The sequence below is a fragment of the Streptomyces sp. NPDC030143 genome (assembly GCF_055573695.1).
The window spans coordinates 317,071-332,098 of sequence record NZ_JBVIAY010000005.1 but is presented as its reverse complement, the minus strand read 5'-3'; the positions used below and the strand labels follow the sequence as shown (position 1 = coordinate 332,098).

The 15,028-nt window shown below is 73.2% G+C and carries 14 protein-coding genes; 12 read left to right on the top strand and 2 right to left on the bottom strand.

Annotated elements, in window-relative coordinates; all coding sequences use genetic code 11:
• Positions 1–253 precede the first annotated feature (253 nt).
• The gene (locus ACZ4YY_RS12105) at positions 254–1,666 is read right to left on the bottom strand and encodes a S1 family peptidase (protein ID WP_468287429.1); all 1,413 of its coding nucleotides are present in this window, start codon (positions 1,664–1,666) and stop codon (positions 254–256) included.
• A gap of 192 nt (positions 1,667–1,858) precedes the next feature.
• Here ACZ4YY_RS12105 and ACZ4YY_RS12100 point away from each other — a divergent pair, with 192 nt between their 5' ends.
• The 7 genes from ACZ4YY_RS12100 to ACZ4YY_RS12070 all read left to right on the top strand — a co-directional run bounded on the left by ACZ4YY_RS12100 (position 1,859) and on the right by ACZ4YY_RS12070 (position 10,470).
• Positions 1,859–2,272 (top strand): PaaI family thioesterase, encoded by a 414-nt coding sequence (locus tag ACZ4YY_RS12100; protein ID WP_468287426.1) that lies wholly within the window; start codon positions 1,859–1,861, stop codon positions 2,270–2,272.
• Positions 2,273–2,750: 478 nt separating this feature from the next.
• Positions 2,751–2,966 (top strand): type A2 lantipeptide, encoded by a 216-nt coding sequence (locus ACZ4YY_RS12095; protein ID WP_468287423.1) that lies wholly within the window; start codon positions 2,751–2,753, stop codon positions 2,964–2,966.
• Between the two features lie 94 nt (positions 2,967–3,060).
• Entirely contained in the window at positions 3,061–3,867 is an 807-nt protein-coding gene (locus ACZ4YY_RS12090; RefSeq protein WP_468287420.1) for a hypothetical protein, read from the top strand.
• Positions 3,864–6,086, top strand: a complete 2,223-nt coding sequence (locus ACZ4YY_RS12085; protein ID WP_468287417.1) for an NHLP family bacteriocin export ABC transporter peptidase/permease/ATPase subunit — start codon at positions 3,864–3,866, stop codon at positions 6,084–6,086. Before ACZ4YY_RS12090 ends, ACZ4YY_RS12085 begins: the two co-directional genes overlap by 4 nt.
• Positions 6,083–8,932, top strand: a complete 2,850-nt coding sequence (locus ACZ4YY_RS12080) for an NHLP bacteriocin export ABC transporter permease/ATPase subunit (RefSeq protein ID WP_468287415.1) — start codon at positions 6,083–6,085, stop codon at positions 8,930–8,932. Before ACZ4YY_RS12085 ends, ACZ4YY_RS12080 begins: the two co-directional genes overlap by 4 nt.
• A 303-nt stretch (positions 8,933–9,235) precedes the next feature.
• The gene (locus ACZ4YY_RS12075) at positions 9,236–10,243 is read left to right on the top strand and encodes a Ppx/GppA family phosphatase (protein ID WP_468287412.1); all 1,008 of its coding nucleotides are present in this window, start codon (positions 9,236–9,238) and stop codon (positions 10,241–10,243) included.
• A 41-nt stretch (positions 10,244–10,284) separates the two neighbouring features.
• Complete coding sequence (locus ACZ4YY_RS12070) at positions 10,285–10,470, top strand: hypothetical protein (RefSeq protein ID WP_468287409.1); 186 nt, start codon at positions 10,285–10,287, stop codon at positions 10,468–10,470.
• On the opposite strand, the gene ACZ4YY_RS12065 is transcribed toward ACZ4YY_RS12070, so the two are convergent.
• The gene (locus tag ACZ4YY_RS12065; RefSeq protein ID WP_468287406.1) at positions 10,430–10,894 is read right to left on the bottom strand and encodes an Lrp/AsnC family transcriptional regulator; all 465 of its coding nucleotides are present in this window, start codon (positions 10,892–10,894) and stop codon (positions 10,430–10,432) included. The genes ACZ4YY_RS12070 and ACZ4YY_RS12065 overlap by 41 nt on opposite strands.
• A gap of 97 nt (positions 10,895–10,991) precedes the next feature.
• On the opposite strand from ACZ4YY_RS12065, the gene ACZ4YY_RS12060 reads away from it, so the two are divergent.
• The 5 genes from ACZ4YY_RS12060 to ACZ4YY_RS12040 all read left to right on the top strand — a co-directional run bounded on the left by ACZ4YY_RS12060 (position 10,992) and on the right by ACZ4YY_RS12040 (position 14,971).
• Positions 10,992–11,927 (top strand): SMP-30/gluconolactonase/LRE family protein, encoded by a 936-nt coding sequence (locus tag ACZ4YY_RS12060; protein ID WP_468287720.1) that lies wholly within the window; start codon positions 10,992–10,994, stop codon positions 11,925–11,927.
• Between the two features lie 53 nt (positions 11,928–11,980).
• Positions 11,981–12,793, top strand: coding sequence for an ammonia-dependent NAD(+) synthetase (gene nadE / locus ACZ4YY_RS12055; RefSeq protein WP_468287717.1), 813 nt, complete (start codon positions 11,981–11,983; stop codon positions 12,791–12,793).
• A gap of 56 nt (positions 12,794–12,849) precedes the next feature.
• On the top strand, positions 12,850–13,914 hold the full coding sequence (locus tag ACZ4YY_RS12050; RefSeq protein WP_468287403.1) for an iron-containing redox enzyme family protein: 1,065 nt from the start codon (positions 12,850–12,852) through the stop codon (positions 13,912–13,914).
• A gap of 183 nt (positions 13,915–14,097) precedes the next feature.
• Entirely contained in the window at positions 14,098–14,772 is a 675-nt protein-coding gene (locus ACZ4YY_RS12045; protein WP_468287400.1) for a HemK2/MTQ2 family protein methyltransferase, read from the top strand.
• On the top strand, positions 14,753–14,971 hold the full coding sequence (locus ACZ4YY_RS12040; RefSeq protein WP_468287397.1) for a CDGSH iron-sulfur domain-containing protein: 219 nt from the start codon (positions 14,753–14,755) through the stop codon (positions 14,969–14,971). The genes ACZ4YY_RS12045 and ACZ4YY_RS12040 overlap by 20 nt, the downstream gene beginning before the upstream one ends.
• The last annotated feature ends 57 nt before the right edge of the window (positions 14,972–15,028 follow it).

The window sequence follows — 15,028 nt, the reverse complement described above, 5'->3', positions numbered from 1 at the left end:
TGGAGGGGGTGTCGTTTTGGTGGTGTGGGGTGCGGGGGAAGACGGGCTTTCCCCCCCCCCCCCCCCGCGTCCCCGCGTCCCCGCGTCCCCGCGTCCCCGCGTCCCCGCGTCCCCGCGTCCCCGCGCGCCCGGGTGCCCGGGGGTTCGGTCCGGGCGGCGGTCCGGACCCCCGGGTGGGAGGGCCGGACCGTGACACCGTCGGCCGCGGTCGGTGCCGGGCCGACGGTGGGTCCGCCGCGGTGCGGGGGTGGGGTCAGTGGTTCTCGTTCACTGCGGCGTCGTCCTGCCGGCCCGCGCCGTTCTGGTCCTCGGCCCCGGCACCGGCTCCGGCCTGTTCGCCGCCGACGTCCTGGCCGCCGGCCTGCTCACCGGCTCCGGCACCGGCCTCCTGACCGGCCCCGGCTTCCTGGCCGCCGACCTCCTGGCCCGCGCCGGGCTCCTCACCGGCTCCGGCCCCGGCTTCCCCGCCCGCGCCCGCGTCGCCGGCGCCGGCCTCACCGCCGCCGGCCTCGCCGGCACCCGCGCCCGCGCCCGCGCCCGCACCGGCGTTGCCGAGGGTCGCGCCGACCGCCTCGAGGGCGGTGGTCACCGGCTGGAAGAACGTCTCGCCGCCGACGGTGCAGTCGCCGCTGCCGCCCGAGGTCAGGCCTATCGCGAGGCCGTCCTGGGTGAAGAGCGAGCCGCCGCTGTCGCCGGGCTCGGCGCAGACGTTGGTCTGGATGAGACCGGTGACGGTGCCCTCGGGGTAGTTCACCGTGGCGTCGAGACCGAGGACCTGACCGTCGGCCAGACCGGTCGTGCTGCCCATGCGGAAGACCTGCGTGCCGACCGTCGCCTCGGCGGCCTCGGTGATCTGGACCGTCTGCTGGCCGAGGTTGACCTCGCTCGGCGCCTCGGTGGCCGGGTCGTCGTACTTCACGAGCGCGAAGTCGCCCGCGCCGGGGAAGGTCGCCTGGTCGACGGTGGCGATCGGCTCGCCGCCCTCGGCGTCGGACCACTGCTCTTCCGCGACCCCGCAGTGACCGGCCGTCAGGAAGGCCGGAGAACCGTCGCCGGCGGTGACGTTGAAGCCGAGGGAGCAGCGCGCTCCGCCGCCGAAGATGGCGTCGCCGCCGGAGGCGAAGGTCTTGAAGGTGCCGGCCGACTTCTTGATGGTCGCCGTCTCCGCGCCGAGGCTCTTGACGGTGGACTCCAGCTGGTCCCACTTGGCGCCGGTGACCGTTGAGTCGGCCGTGACGAGGATCTTGTTCGTCCGGGGGTCGACCGCCCACGAGGTGCCCGGGATGGTCGCCTCGGCCTTGAGGGTCTGCGACGCGGCCTTCAGTTCGGCCGTGCTGTTGCCGACCTCGCGGACCTGCGCTCCGGCCTTCTTGGCCTGCACGATCACGTTGTTCTCGTCGCCGGAGGCGTTCACCACGTTGACGACGAGCTGCTGCTGCCCGGAGTCGTAGTACGAGCCGGCGAAGGCGTCACCGAGCAGGTTCTCGAGCTGCGCGGCGAGGTCCGAGGCGTCGGCCGCCTTCAGGGTCCTGGGCGCGGCCGCGGCGGTGTTGCCGCCGTCCTGCGAGGCGTTGGCGTTGGGGAGCAGGAGCGCCGCCGCTCCGAGCGCCGCCACGCCGCCTACCGCGATCGCGGCCTTGCGCTTCGGAATTCGCTTGTGACTCAACTTTTCTCGACCTCCTGGGGGGACGGGGTCTCGTGCTGCCGTGGTCGGCAGCTCCGTACAGCGGCGCCTGGTTGCCGGTGAGTACGCACGGGGCGCGTGGCGCGTTCAACTCCGTTCGCCGGGTTCCTGTGCGCAATCGTGAATCGGCCATGGCGCGCGTCCCGTGCGGCCGCCCGGGGAACAATCGCCCATATGACGATGACGACCGCTGAAGCCGACAAGATCCTTTCCGGCAGCTTCGCGCCCTGGGTGCTCGCCCTGGGCCTGTCGGTCCAGGCCCTCGGACAGGATCGGGCGACTCTGCGTCTGCCCTGGTCACAGGAGCTGGCGCGGGAGGGCGGGGGGCTGTCGGGCCAGGCGTTGATGGCGGCGGCGGACACCGCCACCGTGATCGCGGTGTCGGCGGCGCGGGGGGCCTACGGGCCGATGACGACGGTGCAGCAGTCCACGTCGTTCCAGCGCCCGGTGACCGACTCGGATGTCCTGATCGAGTCGGTCCTGACCAAACTCGGGCGGCGCATGGCGTTCGCCGACATCACGATGACGGCCGAGCGGACGGGGGAACTGGCGGCGCGGGCGAGCACGGTCTACGCCCTGCTGGGCTGACGCCCCGTCGGCGCCCACCGGCAAGTGGACGCAACGCCACCGGTCAGTGACGGTCCGTTCAGGTCAGGGAGCGGAATCCCTGCTTCAGAGAATCTGCACAGCGATTGCTCAAGCAGGTCACCGGAAGCGGGGCTTCTGCACAAGTCGACGGCGCCCGCCACGCCATTGGGGCGGGAGTGTCGGATTCGCCGTGACGACCCCCTCGCCCGACGCGGTGAACCTCGTCCGAGGTGTGAAGAAGTCGCCGACAAGACGTGGCCACTCCTGCACCGTTCAACGGATCTGTGATGCAAGTGCCCTGGTGAGAGCGGTGCTTGATTCGCAGCGTCGGCCGCGGACCTGCTTTGATCCATCGCACCGCAGGGCTTTGCGGGGCTCCCGGAGACGGGTGCCCGGTGTCCGCGGTCGCGGCCGTCGTCTGTCCCCAGAGGGGGCCGCTCCCCCCTTGAGAGATATCCATATGAAGGGAAGTTCCACCATGAACTCCACCCCCCAGGTTGAGACCGTCGAGATCTCCGACGCGGACCTCGACAACGTCTCCGGCGGCCTGTCCGTGAACGCCGTCGGCACCGTCACCGGCCTGGTGGACGGCGTCGCCCCGGTCTCCGCTCTGGTCGACACGGGCGTCGGCACCGTCGAGGGTGTGACCGGCCTGAACACCGCCCCGGTCACCAACCTGGTCGCCGGTCTCTGATCGCACCCGTGTGACCGCCGAGTCCCGGAGCCGCCGCCTGCGGTTCCGGGACTCGGCGATGCCGTGAAGCTCTTCGACCGGTGAGGGAAGTCCCGTGCAGTTCCGCCAACAGGCCCTCGCCAAGCTCCAGTCGCCGGAGCAACTCGACCTGCCGGTGCGTTTCGCGCGCCCTCAGGGCTGGCTGGTGCTGACCGTGACCGTGATCGCCCTCGCGGCCGCGACCGTGTGGGCCGTGACCGGCTCGGTCACCTCCACCGTGAGCGCCCCGGCCGTCCTCACCCACGGCGAGGGCAGCTACATCCTGCAGAGCCCCGTCGCCGGCCAGGTCACCGCCGTGCTCGCGACGGAGGGCAGGCGGCTGCCCGCCGACTCCCCCGTGCTGAAGGTGCGCACGGCGCAGGGCGACACCGTGGTGCGCACGATCGCCGCGGGCCGCGTCACCGCGCTCGCCGCGACCATCGGGCAGATCATCTCGACCGGCGCGAACGTCGCCGCGGTGGAGAAGGTCGCCGCCGCCGACGACCCGCTGTACGCGACGGTGTACGTCCCGGCGGAGAGCGCGGCCTCCATCCCGCCGAACGCCTCCGTCGACCTGACCGTGCAGACCGTGCCGTCGCAGCGGTACGGCGTGTTGCGCGGTCACGTGGCGTCGGTGGACCGCACGGCGCAGTCGGCGCGGCAGATCGCCGCGTTCCTCGGCGACAGCCAGCTCGGCGAGCAGTTCACGCGCAAGGGCCGGCCGGTGGCCGTCCTGGTCCGGCTCGACCCCTCGACGTCAACGAAGAGCGGCTACCGGTGGTCCTCCGCGGACGGTCCGCCCTTCGCGCTCACCTCCATGACCATGGCCACGGGTTCGATCCGGCTGGCCGACCAGCGTCCCGTCGATTGGCTGCTGCCGTGAACACCGCTCAGGAGACCCGGGGCAGACGCCGGGCCGCCCCGCCCCGGCGCACCGTCCCCAAGGGGCGGGGGAAGACCGTCCGTACGCCGACCGTGCTCCAGATGGAGGCCGTGGAGTGCGGGGCCGCCTCGCTCGCCATGGTCCTCGGCCACTACGGCCGGCACGTCCCGCTGGAGGAGCTGCGCATCGCGTGCGGCGTGTCCCGGGACGGCTCGCGGGCGAGCAACCTGCTGAAGGCGGCCCGCAGTTACGGCCTGACCGCCAAGGGCATGCAGATGGACCTGGCGGCGCTCTCCCGGGTGACGGCGCCCGCCATCCTGTTCTGGGAGTTCAACCACTACGTCGTCTACGACGGCATGGGCCGCCGCTTCGGCCGCCGGGGCGTGTTCGTCAACGACCCCGGCAAGGGCCGGCGTTTCGTGACGATGGAGGACTTCGACGGCAGCTTCACCGGCGTGGTGCTGGTGCTGGAGCCCGACGAGGGCTTCGAGCGGGGCGGACGCCGGCCGGGTGTGCTGGGCGCGATGCCCGCCCGGCTGCGCGGCACCGCGGGCACCCTGCCGGCCGCCGTCCTGGCGAGCCTGCTGCTGGTCCTGGTGGGCGCGGCGGTGCCGGCGCTGAGCCGGACCTACATCGACATGTTCCTGATCGGCGGCCAGAGCTCGCTGCTGGACGTGCTGTTCCTGTCCATGGGCGCGTGCGTGCTGTTCACGGTCGCACTGACCTGGCTGCAGCAGGCCAACCTGCATCACGGCCGGATCATCTCCTCGACGCTCTCCAGCGCCCGCTTCCTGCGGCATCTGCTGCGGCTGCCGGTGACCTTCTTCTCCCAGCGCAGCCCGGCCGACCTGGTACAGCGCCTCCAGTCGAACGACGCGGTCGCCGAGACGCTGGCGCGCGACCTCGCCTCGGCGGGCGTGGACGCGGTGGTCGTCGTCCTGTACGCGGTCCTCCTCTACACCTACGACCCGCAGCTGACGTTCGTCGGCGTCGGCGTGGCCCTGCTGAACATCGCCGCCATGCGGGTCGTGATCCGGCTGCGCGCGACCCGTACGGCGAAGCTGCGCGCGGACAACGCGCGGCTCACCAACACGGCGTACACCGGCCTGCAGCTGATCGAGACGATGAAGGCGACCGGCGGGGAGGACGGCTACTTCCGCAAGTGGGCCGGGCAGCACGCCACCACGCTGGAGGAGCAGCAGCGGCTCGGGGTGCCGAGTGCCTGGCTGGGCGTGGTCGCGCCGACGCTCGCCACGCTGAACAGTGCGCTGATCCTGTGGATCGGCGGGATGCGGGCGATCGAGGGCCACATCTCGGTGGGCCTGCTGGTCGCCTTCCAGGCGCTGGTCACCCGGTTCACCGCGCCGCTGACCCGGCTCAACGGCGTCGCGGGCCGCATCCAGGACTTCGCGGCGGACGTGGCCCGGCTGAAGGACGTGGAGAACTTCCGCGCCGACCCGCTCTACGACCGGCCCGGCGGCGCCGACTCCACGCGCCGGCTGCACGGCCACGTCGAACTGCAGAACATCACCTTCGGCTACAGCCCGCTGGACAAGCCGCTGCTGTCCGGTTTCGACCTCACCGTCGGGCCGGGGCAGCAGGTGGCGCTGGTCGGCGGCTCGGGCAGCGGCAAGTCGACGGTGTCCCGGCTGATCTCCGGTCTGTACGCGCCGTGGGAGGGCGTGATCCGCATCGACGGCCGGCGTCTGGAGGACATTCCGCGCGGCGCCCTCGCCGCCTCCGTCTCCTTCGTCGACCAGGAGGTGTTCCTCTTCGAGGGCACGGTCCGCGACAACGTGGCGCTGTGGGACCCGTCGATCCCGGACGACGCGGTCGTGGACGCCCTGCGCGACGCGGCCCTGTACGACGTCGTGACGCGCCGGCCGGGCGGCATCCACAGCAGGGTCGAGCAGGACGGCCGCAACTTCTCCGGCGGTCAGCGCCAGCGCCTGGAGATCGCGCGGGCGCTGGTGCGCCGGCCCAGCATCCTCGTGCTCGACGAGGTGACCAGCGCACTGGACGCGGAGACAGAGCAGGTCGTGATGGACAACCTACGCCGGCGCGGCTGCGCGTGCGTGGTGATCGCGCACCGGCTGAGCACCGTGCGCGACAGCGACGAGATCGTCGTCCTGCAGCACGGCACGGTCGTGGAGCGCGGACGGCACGAGGACCTCGTGGCGCGCGGCGGGGCGTACGCGGCACTGGTCAGGGAGCGGTGACGGCCATGCACGAAGGAGATCTCGTCCTCGGCGCGCTCGGGCAGAGCGGCGCGCGCATCGACTGCGCGGGCTTCAGCCGGCTGGACCTGGAGGGCCCGCAGGTGCTGTGGCTGGTCGCGGCCGGCGCGCTGGACCTGTTCGCGGTGGACGCCGGACAGCAGGGGCACTGGCACCACCTGGGCCGCCTCGAGGCGGGCTCCCTGCTGCTCGGCCCGGTCGCCGGCCCCCAGCACACCCTGGTGGCACGCCCGTCGCGCGACTGCGTGGTGCACCGCGTCAACCTGCGCGAGCTGTACCAGCCGGCGGGCACCCAGACCTGGTCGTACGACGAGTACGGCAATCCCCGGTACGTTCCGCCGACGACGAGCCCGCTGGAGTACGCGCTCGCCCTCGGCGTGGGCCGCGGTCTGTCGGTCCTGTTCCAGGCGCCGATGGCCACCGAGGGGCCGGCCGAGGACGGGGCCGCCCCCGTGCGGGCGTACGCGAGCACGGAGGACGACGACGTGTTCTGGATGCAGGTGCCGCCCGGCAGCGTCCAGTACGGCTCGCTGTACGGCGCGGAGGCCGCCGCGGACCTGCTGATGGACCCGGCGGTGTGGCAGTCCATGGTGGACCAGCAGTACCGGCTGCTGACCACGCTCGACCGCTGGATCGAGCAGGTGGAGCGCACCCACGAGAGCCGCACGGCCGCCGGTATCAGGGCCGGTGAGGCCGTGCGCGCGCAGGCCGACCTGACCCTGCTGGCGTCGATCGGCAGGCGGTCGGACAAGCGCACGACGGCCGCCGACGCGGACGCCACCTTCGCCGCGTGCCGTCTGGTCGCCCGGGCGGCCGGGATCACCCTCGCCGAGCCCGTCGCGACGGGTGCGGGCGACGACCGGCTGGACCCGGTCGAGCGGGTCGCCCTCGCCTCCCGGGTGCGCACCCGCGCGGTCCGCCTGGACGGCCGGTGGTGGCGGGACGACGTGGGCCCGCTGGTGGGTCACCGGGCCCTGTCGGGGGCGCCGGTCGCGTTGCTGTGGAGGCGCGGCGGATATGTCGCGGTGCATCCGGCGACCGGGCGGGAGACGCCCGTGGAGAAGGCCAACGCGCAGGAGTTCGAGCCGCGGGCCGTGATGTTCTACCGTCCGCTGCCCGAGCGGACCCCGGGCCCGCTCGGACTGCTGCGCTTCAGCATGCGCGGCACGTCGGGGGATCTGACGCACCTGCTGCTCAGCGGGCTAGTCACGGTGGCCGTCGGTGCGCTGGTGCCGATCGCCACGGGCAAGGTGCTCGGCGAGTACGTGCCGAAGGCCCAGGAGAACCTGATCGCGCAGGTCTGTCTGGCGGTGATGGTCACCGGCGTGGTGACGGCGGCGTTCCTGCTGTTGCAGAACCTGACCATCCTGCGGCTGGAGGGCCGGATCGAGGCGACGCTCCAGCCGGCGGTGTGGGACCGGCTGCTCAGGCTGCCGACGACGTTCTTCGCCGACCGCTCGACGGGCGAACTGGCCAGCGCCGCGATGGGCGTCAGCGCGATCCGCCGGCTGCTGGCGGGGCTCGGCCCGTCGGTGGCGCAGTCGCTGACGATCGGCGCGATGAACCTGGGGCTGCTGCTGTGGTTCAGCGTGCCGATGGCGCTGGCGGCGATCGGCATGCTCGTCGTCGTCGCCGCGGTCTTCCTGGGGCTCGGACTGTGGCAGGTGCGCTGGCAGAGGCGGCTGGTGGTGCTCTCCAACAAGCTGAACAACCAGGCGTTCCAGACCCTGCGCGGGCTGCCGAAGCTGCGGGTGGCCGCCGCCGAGAACTACGCGTACGCGGCCTGGGCGGAGCGGTTCGCGCGCAGCCGTGAACTCCAGCAGCGGCTGGGCCGGATCAAGAACCTCAACTCGGTGCTGGGCGCCGTCTACCTGCCGCTGTGCTCGCTGCTGATGTTCATGCTGCTGGCCGGTCCGGCGCGCGGCGCGCTGTCGGCGGCGGACTTCCTCACCTTCAACACCTCGATGACGATGCTGCTGACCGCGGTCACCTCGCTGACCGGCGCGTTCGTGTCGGCGGTGGCGGCGCTGCCGCTGTTCGAGGAGATCCGTCCGGTGCTGGAGGCGACGCCGGAGGTGCGCTCGTCGAGCACCCGCCCCGGTCCGCTGTCCGGCGCGGTCGAGGCCCGCCGGCTGTCCTTCCGCTACTCCGACGACGGCCCCCTCGTCCTGGACGACGTGTCCTTCGAGGTGCGCCCGGGCGAGTTCGTGGCGGTCGTCGGCCCGAGCGGCTGCGGCAAGTCGACCCTGCTGCGCCTGCTCATCGGCTTCGACCGTCCGCTGTCCGGCAGCGTCCTGTACGACGGCCAGGACCTGGCGGCCCTCGACCAGTCCGCCGTACGCCGTCAGTGCGGGGTCGTGCTCCAGCACGCCCAGCCCTTCACCGGTTCGATCCTGGACGTCATCTGCGGCACCGAGGCGTACACGCCGGAGGAGGCGATGACGGCGGCCGAGATGGCGGGGCTCGCGGAGGACATCAAGCGGATGCCGATGGGGCTGCACACGATCGTCTCGGGCAGCGGGTCGGTCTCGGGCGGCCAGCGGCAGCGGCTGATGATCGCCCAGGCGCTGATCCGCCGCCCCCGCATCCTCTTCTTCGACGAGGCGACCAGCGCCCTCGACAACGAGACGCAGCGCACGGTCATCGAGAGCACCCGCAAGCTCCACGCCACCCGCATCGTCATCGCCCACCGCCTGTCGACGGTGATGGACGCCGACCGGGTGGTGGTGATGGAGAACGGCAAGGTCGCCGAGCAGGGCCCGCCCGCACGGCTCCTGGCGGACACGGACGGACGGCTGCACGAGCTGGTGCGCCGACAGCTTGCCTGACGGCGGAGACCTCGCGCGCCGCCCGTCACCACCGGCGGCGCCGGTGTGCCCCGTGATGCGGTCCGGCCCGTCGGCCCCGGACCCGGCGTCGCGCCGGCCCGCGCTCCGTCCCGGCGAAACCCCGCCGTTTTCGCGAACGGGCCGCGCGGGCGCCGCGGGAGGGTTCTGCCAGGTGGCGCGGTCCCCCTCATCGCCGCGCCCCGCGCCTGACGTGGCCGCGGATGCCTCCGGTGCCGCTCGGGGATGGCCGAGATGCGCCCCGTCGGCGGGCATGGAGGCCCTCGCCTGGGTACTCGACCGGCCATGAGAGTCAGCGTGCTGGACGTGGGATCGAACACGGTGCGGTTGGTGGTGGCGGACGCGGAGGACGGCGTGCCGCTGCCCGTGCACACCGCGAAGTGGCGGCTGCGCCTGTCCCAGCAGAGCAAGCCGGGGGAGGCGATCCCCGAGGAGGCCGTGGAGCGGCTGGTGGGCGCGGTCGAGGCGGCGAGCCGGACGGCGACCCGGTGGGGGGCGACCAGTCCGCTGGCCTTCGCGACGGCCGTGGTGCGCAACGCCCCCAACCGCCAGGAGGTGCTGCGCGCCGTCCGCACCCGCACCGGAGTGCCGCTGTGCACCCTGCCGGGCGAGGTGGAGGCCGAGCTGACGTTCCTCGGGGCGCGGCGCTGGATGGGCTGGCGGTCGGGTCCGCTCGCGCTGATGGACATCGGCGGCGGCTCGTTCGAGGTGGCGTTCGGGCGGGGCCGGCTGCCCGACTTCGTGGCCTCGCTGCCGCTCGGGGCGGCCCGGCTGACCCACGAGTTCTTCGCGGAGCAGGACCCGCCCGCCCCCGAGCTGGTCAAGGCGCTGCGGCGCAAGGTGCGCCACCAGCTGCGGGACGTGGCCGCGCGGATCCGCTGGGAGGGGCCGCGCACGGCGGTGGTCACCTCCCGCACCTTCCAGCAGCTCGGCCGGCTGTGCGGGGCTCCGCCCGGCCGGCACGGACCGTTCGTCGCCCGCACGCTGGACTGCCGTGACCTCGGCGAGGCCATTCCCCGGCTCGCGGTGCTGCCCGCCGCCGAACGCGCCCGGCTGCCCGGCATCTCCGCGCCGCGCGCCGCGCAGAGCCTGGCCGGCGCCGTGGTCGGCCACACGGCGATGAAACTGATGGGGCTGCGGACGGTCACCGTGTGCCCGTGGGCGATCCGCGAGGGCGTGCTGCTGCGTCACATCGAGGACGGCGCGTCCTGGTGGGCGGAGGTCACCCGCCTCGCCGAGGAGGCGGCGCCGCCCGAGCCCGTACCGCTGCTCATGGCCGCCGCCCAGCACTGAACCGGGCCCCTGCCCGGGGCACCCAGAGAAAGGAGCCACCCGTGTCCGACACGCCGCACCCCTCCGAGGAGCACCCCACGTCCGCCCTCGAGGAGGTCCTCCGGGAGATCGAGGAGGCCGAGCGCCGCACCACCGACTCCGACCGCCACCGCGACGGCCGCCACGACGGCGAGGCCGGTGACGCGATCACTCCGAACACCGGGGCTCAGGAGGAGTCCTCGGACTGACGGGACGCTCGAAGAAGGTCTCCAGCACCACGGTGGCCCGGGCGCCGCTGACCCCGTCGATCGCGTAGATGCGCCGCAGGACGTCCTGGAGCTGCTCCGTCGTCGCCGTCCTCACCTTGACCAGGACCGAGGCGCTGCCAGCGACGACGTGCGCCTCCTGGATCTCCGGGACGGCGGCGAACCGGTCGCCGGAGTCACCGACCCACCGCGTCGACTCCACCATGACGAAGGCGAGCAGGCCCCGGCCGACCGCCGCCGGGTCGACGTCGACGGTCGTCCTGCGGACGACGCCCCGCTCACGGAGCTTGCGGACCCGTTCGTGGGTCGCGCCCGCGGACAGCCCGACGGCCTGTCCGAGCGCCGCGTACGAGCGGGAGGCGTCCTCCTGGAGGAGGGCGAGCAGCTGGCGATCGACGTCGTCCACGGAATGTCCTTCGGTGATGAGCTTGATCTACCGAACCTCATTCTGCATAGTTTGGGTTCATCAGATCAACATCCAACTCCCGCAGGAGGGCGACGACATGCCCGGCGAGCGTTCACCGCTGTACGAGACCCTCGACGACCGGTTCCGCCCGTGCCGTGCGGGCGACTCGACGCTGGAGACCCTCTTCGAGGGGTGCCGCTGGGCGGAGGGCCCCGTCTACGTCCCGGCCGGCCGGTACCTGGTGTGGAGCGACATCCCCAACGACCGGCTGCTGCGCTGGGACGAGACCACCGGGGCGGTCGGCGTCCTGCGTTCCCCCGCCGGTCACCCCAACGGCAACACCCTGGACACCGAGGGTCGGCTCGTCACCTGCGAACAGGGCAACCGCCGAGTCACCCGCACCGAACACGACGGCACGGTCACCGTGATCGCCGACCGTCACGAGGGCAGAAGACTCAACAGCCCCAACGACGCCGCCGTGCGGTCCGACGGCTCGATCTGGTTCTCCGACCCCGACTTCGGGATCACCAGCGACTACGAGGGCCACCGCGCCGAGAGCGAGATCGGCGCCTGCAACGTCTACCGGGTGGACCCCGCCGACGGGGTGGTGCGCCTGGTCGCCGACGGCTTCCGCGGGCCCAACGGCCTGGTCTTCTCCCCGGACGAACGCCGGCTGTACGTCTCGGACAGCCGGGCCAACCACATCCGGGTCTTCGACGTCCGCGACGACGGCACCCTCACCGACGGCGAGGTGTTCGCGGAGTGCCGCACGGGGAACTTCGACAACATCCGCTTCGACGACGACGGCAGGCTCTGGGCCGCCGCCCTGGACGGCGGCGTGCACTGCTACGACCCGGACGGCACCCTGCTGGGCCGCATCCTGGTCCCCGGCACCGTCGCCAACATCCGGTTCGGCGGAGCCAAGCGCAACCGCCTGTTCATCGCCGCCGACACCGCCCTGCACTCCCTCGTCCTCTCCGTCACCGGCACCCCGCCCCTGCCCACCGCCCGCCCCACCCCCGTCCGCACGTGACCACCCGCCCCTGACCCACCGACCGAGGAGCAGTCGTGACCGACACGGTGTCCATGTCCACACAGCACGAGATCGCCCGGGAACTCCGGGTCAGCCCGTCCTTCGACGCACGGGAGGAGGCGGAGCACCGGGTGGGCTTCCTCGCCGACCGGCTGGTCTCCACGGGCCTGCGCTCACTGGTCCTGGGCATCAGCGGCGGCGTGGACTCCACGACCGCGGGCCGGCTGTGCCAGCTCGCGGTGGAGCGGGTCCGGGCGGGTGGACGGGAGGCGACGTTCTACGCGATGCGGCTGCCCTACGGCACCCAGGCGGACGAGAAGGACGCCCGGCTGGCGCTGGAGTTCATCCGTCCCGACCAGGTCCTGACCGTCGACGTGCGGCCCGCCAGCGACGCCGCGCTGGAGGCGCTGCTGGCCGGGGGCGCGGTCTTCCGCGACGCGCACCACCAGGACTTCGTGCTCGGCAACATCAAGGCCCGCCAGCGCATGATCGCCCAGTACGCGGTGGCCGGCGCGCACGAGGGGCTGGTGGTGGGCACCGACCACGCCGCCGAGGCGGTCTCCGGCTTCTTCACCAAGTTCGGCGACGGCGCGGCCGACGTGGTCCCGCTCACCGGCCTGACCAAGCGGCGCGTACGGGCCGTGGCACAGGCCCTGGGCGCACCGTCCGAGCTGGTGACGAAGGTCCCGACGGCGGACCTGGAGACCCTGAACCCGGGCCGGCCCGACGAGGAGGCGCTCGGCCTCGGCTACGACGCCATCGACGCCTTCCTCGAGGGCGAGCCGGTCGACGAGGCGGTGGTCGACGCCGTCGTCCGCCGCTACCGGCTGACCGAGCACAAGCGCCGGCTGCCGATCGCCCCCTGAGCGCGTCGTCGCCGGTCGGCGGCCATGGCACGGCGCCCCCGGGGTACCCGGCCCGCATGGCACACGACCCCCGAGGACCCCGTTTGCCGGACGCCCGGGGCCCGCTCTCCGCGGGCGTCCGGGAGTACCTGCTCGGCACCGGCCCGCTGCCGCCCGCCGGGACGGTCGCGGACGCGCCCGCGTACGGCGACGATCTCCAACTGGCCCTGTACCTCTGCTACGAACTGCACTACCGGGGCTTCGACGGCGTCGCCGCCGACCGGGAGTGGGACCTCGACCTGCTGCGCACCCGCGCCGCGCTGGAGCACCGCTTCCTGACCGCCCTGCGCGCGGACACACCCGTCCGCGGCAGCGTCGACGACGCGCTCGCGGACCTGCTCGTCGAGCCGGTCGACGGCACCGGCGTCTCCCACTTCCTGTGTGACGAGGGCACGTTGTGGCAGGTGCGCGAGTACGCGGCCCAGCGCTCGCTCTACCACCTCAAGGAGGCCGACCCGCACGCCTGGGTGCTGCCGCGGCTGTGGGGCCGGGCGAAGGCGGCCATGGCGGCGGTGGAGTTCGACGAGTACGGCGGCGGCCGCCCCGACCGGGTCCACGCGCGCCTGTTCGCGGACCTGATGACCGACCTGGGCCTGGACACGACGTACGGGCACTACCTCGACGCGGCCTGCGCCGAGACGCTGGCCACGGTCAACCTCATGTCCCTGCTCGGCCTGCACCGCTCCCTGCGGGGCGCCCTCGTCGGACACTTCGCGGCCGTGGAGATCACTTCCTCGCCCGGCTCCCGGCGGCTCGCCGAGGCGATGCGCCGCGTGGACGCCGGTCCGGCCGCCGCGTACTTCTACGACGAGCACGTCGAGGCCGACGCCGTCCACGAACAGGTCGTGCGGCACGACGTCATCGGCGGACTGCTCGACGAGGAACCGCACCTCGCGCCCGACATCGCCTTCGGCATCGCCGTCACCGGCCTGCTGGAGGACCGCCTCGGCGACCGTCTGCTCACCGAGTGGCGGGCGGGCCGCTCCTCGCTGCGCACGCCCCTGAGTGCTCCGGACGAGAGGGAAGCCCCGCTCGCGACGCCCGGCACGCACGCCCGTCGCGTGGCCGGAAGCCCCCGGTAGCTCCGCCACGAGGAACTTCCGGCGCCTTGCGACCGCACGCACCGGACGCCACGAGATGATCGGCCACCTCTTTCGTTCTGAGCCCTCAGGGGTCCTTGCACTGTGCCCGCCTGGGCCGCGGGGCCTGATCAGGCGCTCCTAGTGCAAGGACCCCTCACTCCCGCCTTGGCCCATATTTCCTGAATGCCGGGGTACCTGGTCGGCGTGAATCCGCTGGTAATTCCGGGCGTCTACGCCCCACAGGAGGACACCGACCTGCTGGCCGGAGCGCTGTCCGAGGAACCGCTCCCACGGGGCGCCGACGTCCTGGACGTGGGGACCGGCTCCGGGGCACTGGCCCTGGAGGCGGCCCGTCGCGACACCCGCGTCACCGCGGTCGACGTGTCCTGGCGCGCGGTGTGCGCCGCCCGCTTCAACGCCCTGCGGGCGGGCCTGCCGGTGCGCGTGCGCCACGGCAACCTCTTCGACCCCGTCGACGGCCAGTCCTTCGACCTCATCCTGACCAACCCGCCCTACGTGCCGGCCCCGGCCTGCGACCGGGCGCCACGCGGCACGGCCCGGGCCTGGGACGCGGGCGGCGACGGCCGGATGCTCCTGGACCGGATCTGCCGCGAGGCGCCCCCGCTGCTGCGGCCGGGCGGGGTGCTGCTGATGGTGCACTCGGCGCTCAGCGGCCCGGAGCGCACCCTCGGACATCTGCGCGCGGTCGGCCTGAAGGCCTCCGTCGTGCGGCGCCGCCGTATCCCCTTCGGGCCGGTGCTGCGCTCCCGCGAGGAGTGGCTGCGCGGGCGGGGCCTGCTGTCCGACGACGAGAACTACGAGGAACTGGTGGTCGTCCGTGCCGAACTCCCCTGCTGAGCGGCCCCGCCGGATCACCGTCCGGCGCAAGGGCCCGCTGCTCGTCGAGGGCCCGGTGGAGGTGGAACTCGAGGACGGCTCCACGGTCGTCTCCGACCGCTTCCAGGTCGCCCTGTGCACCTGCCGCCGCAGCCGCCGCTACCCCTGGTGCGACACCAGCCACCGCGACCGCAGCCGCGAGAAGCCGACGTCCGGCTGACCGGGGGGCGCACGACCGGCGACCAGCCCCGGCCGGCGGGGCGCACGACCGCAGGGG

Bases quoted from the DNA above. Each gene is read 5' to 3' on its own strand.
- ACZ4YY_RS12060 (WP_468287720.1), top strand. From the start codon at position 10,992: ATGCCCGGCGAGCGTTCACCGCTGTACGAGACCCTCGACGACCGGTTC.
- ACZ4YY_RS12095 (WP_468287423.1), top strand. From the start codon at position 2,751: ATGAACTCCACCCCCCAGGTTGAGACCGTCGAGATCTCCGACGCGGAC.
- ACZ4YY_RS12045 (WP_468287400.1), top strand. From the start codon at position 14,098: ATGCCGGGGTACCTGGTCGGCGTGAATCCGCTGGTAATTCCGGGCGTC.
- ACZ4YY_RS12100 (WP_468287426.1), top strand. From the start codon at position 1,859: ATGACGATGACGACCGCTGAAGCCGACAAGATCCTTTCCGGCAGCTTC.
- nadE (WP_468287717.1), top strand. From the start codon at position 11,981: ATGTCCACACAGCACGAGATCGCCCGGGAACTCCGGGTCAGCCCGTCC.
- ACZ4YY_RS12075 (WP_468287412.1), top strand. From the start codon at position 9,236: ATGAGAGTCAGCGTGCTGGACGTGGGATCGAACACGGTGCGGTTGGTG.
- ACZ4YY_RS12050 (WP_468287403.1), top strand. From the start codon at position 12,850: ATGGCACACGACCCCCGAGGACCCCGTTTGCCGGACGCCCGGGGCCCG.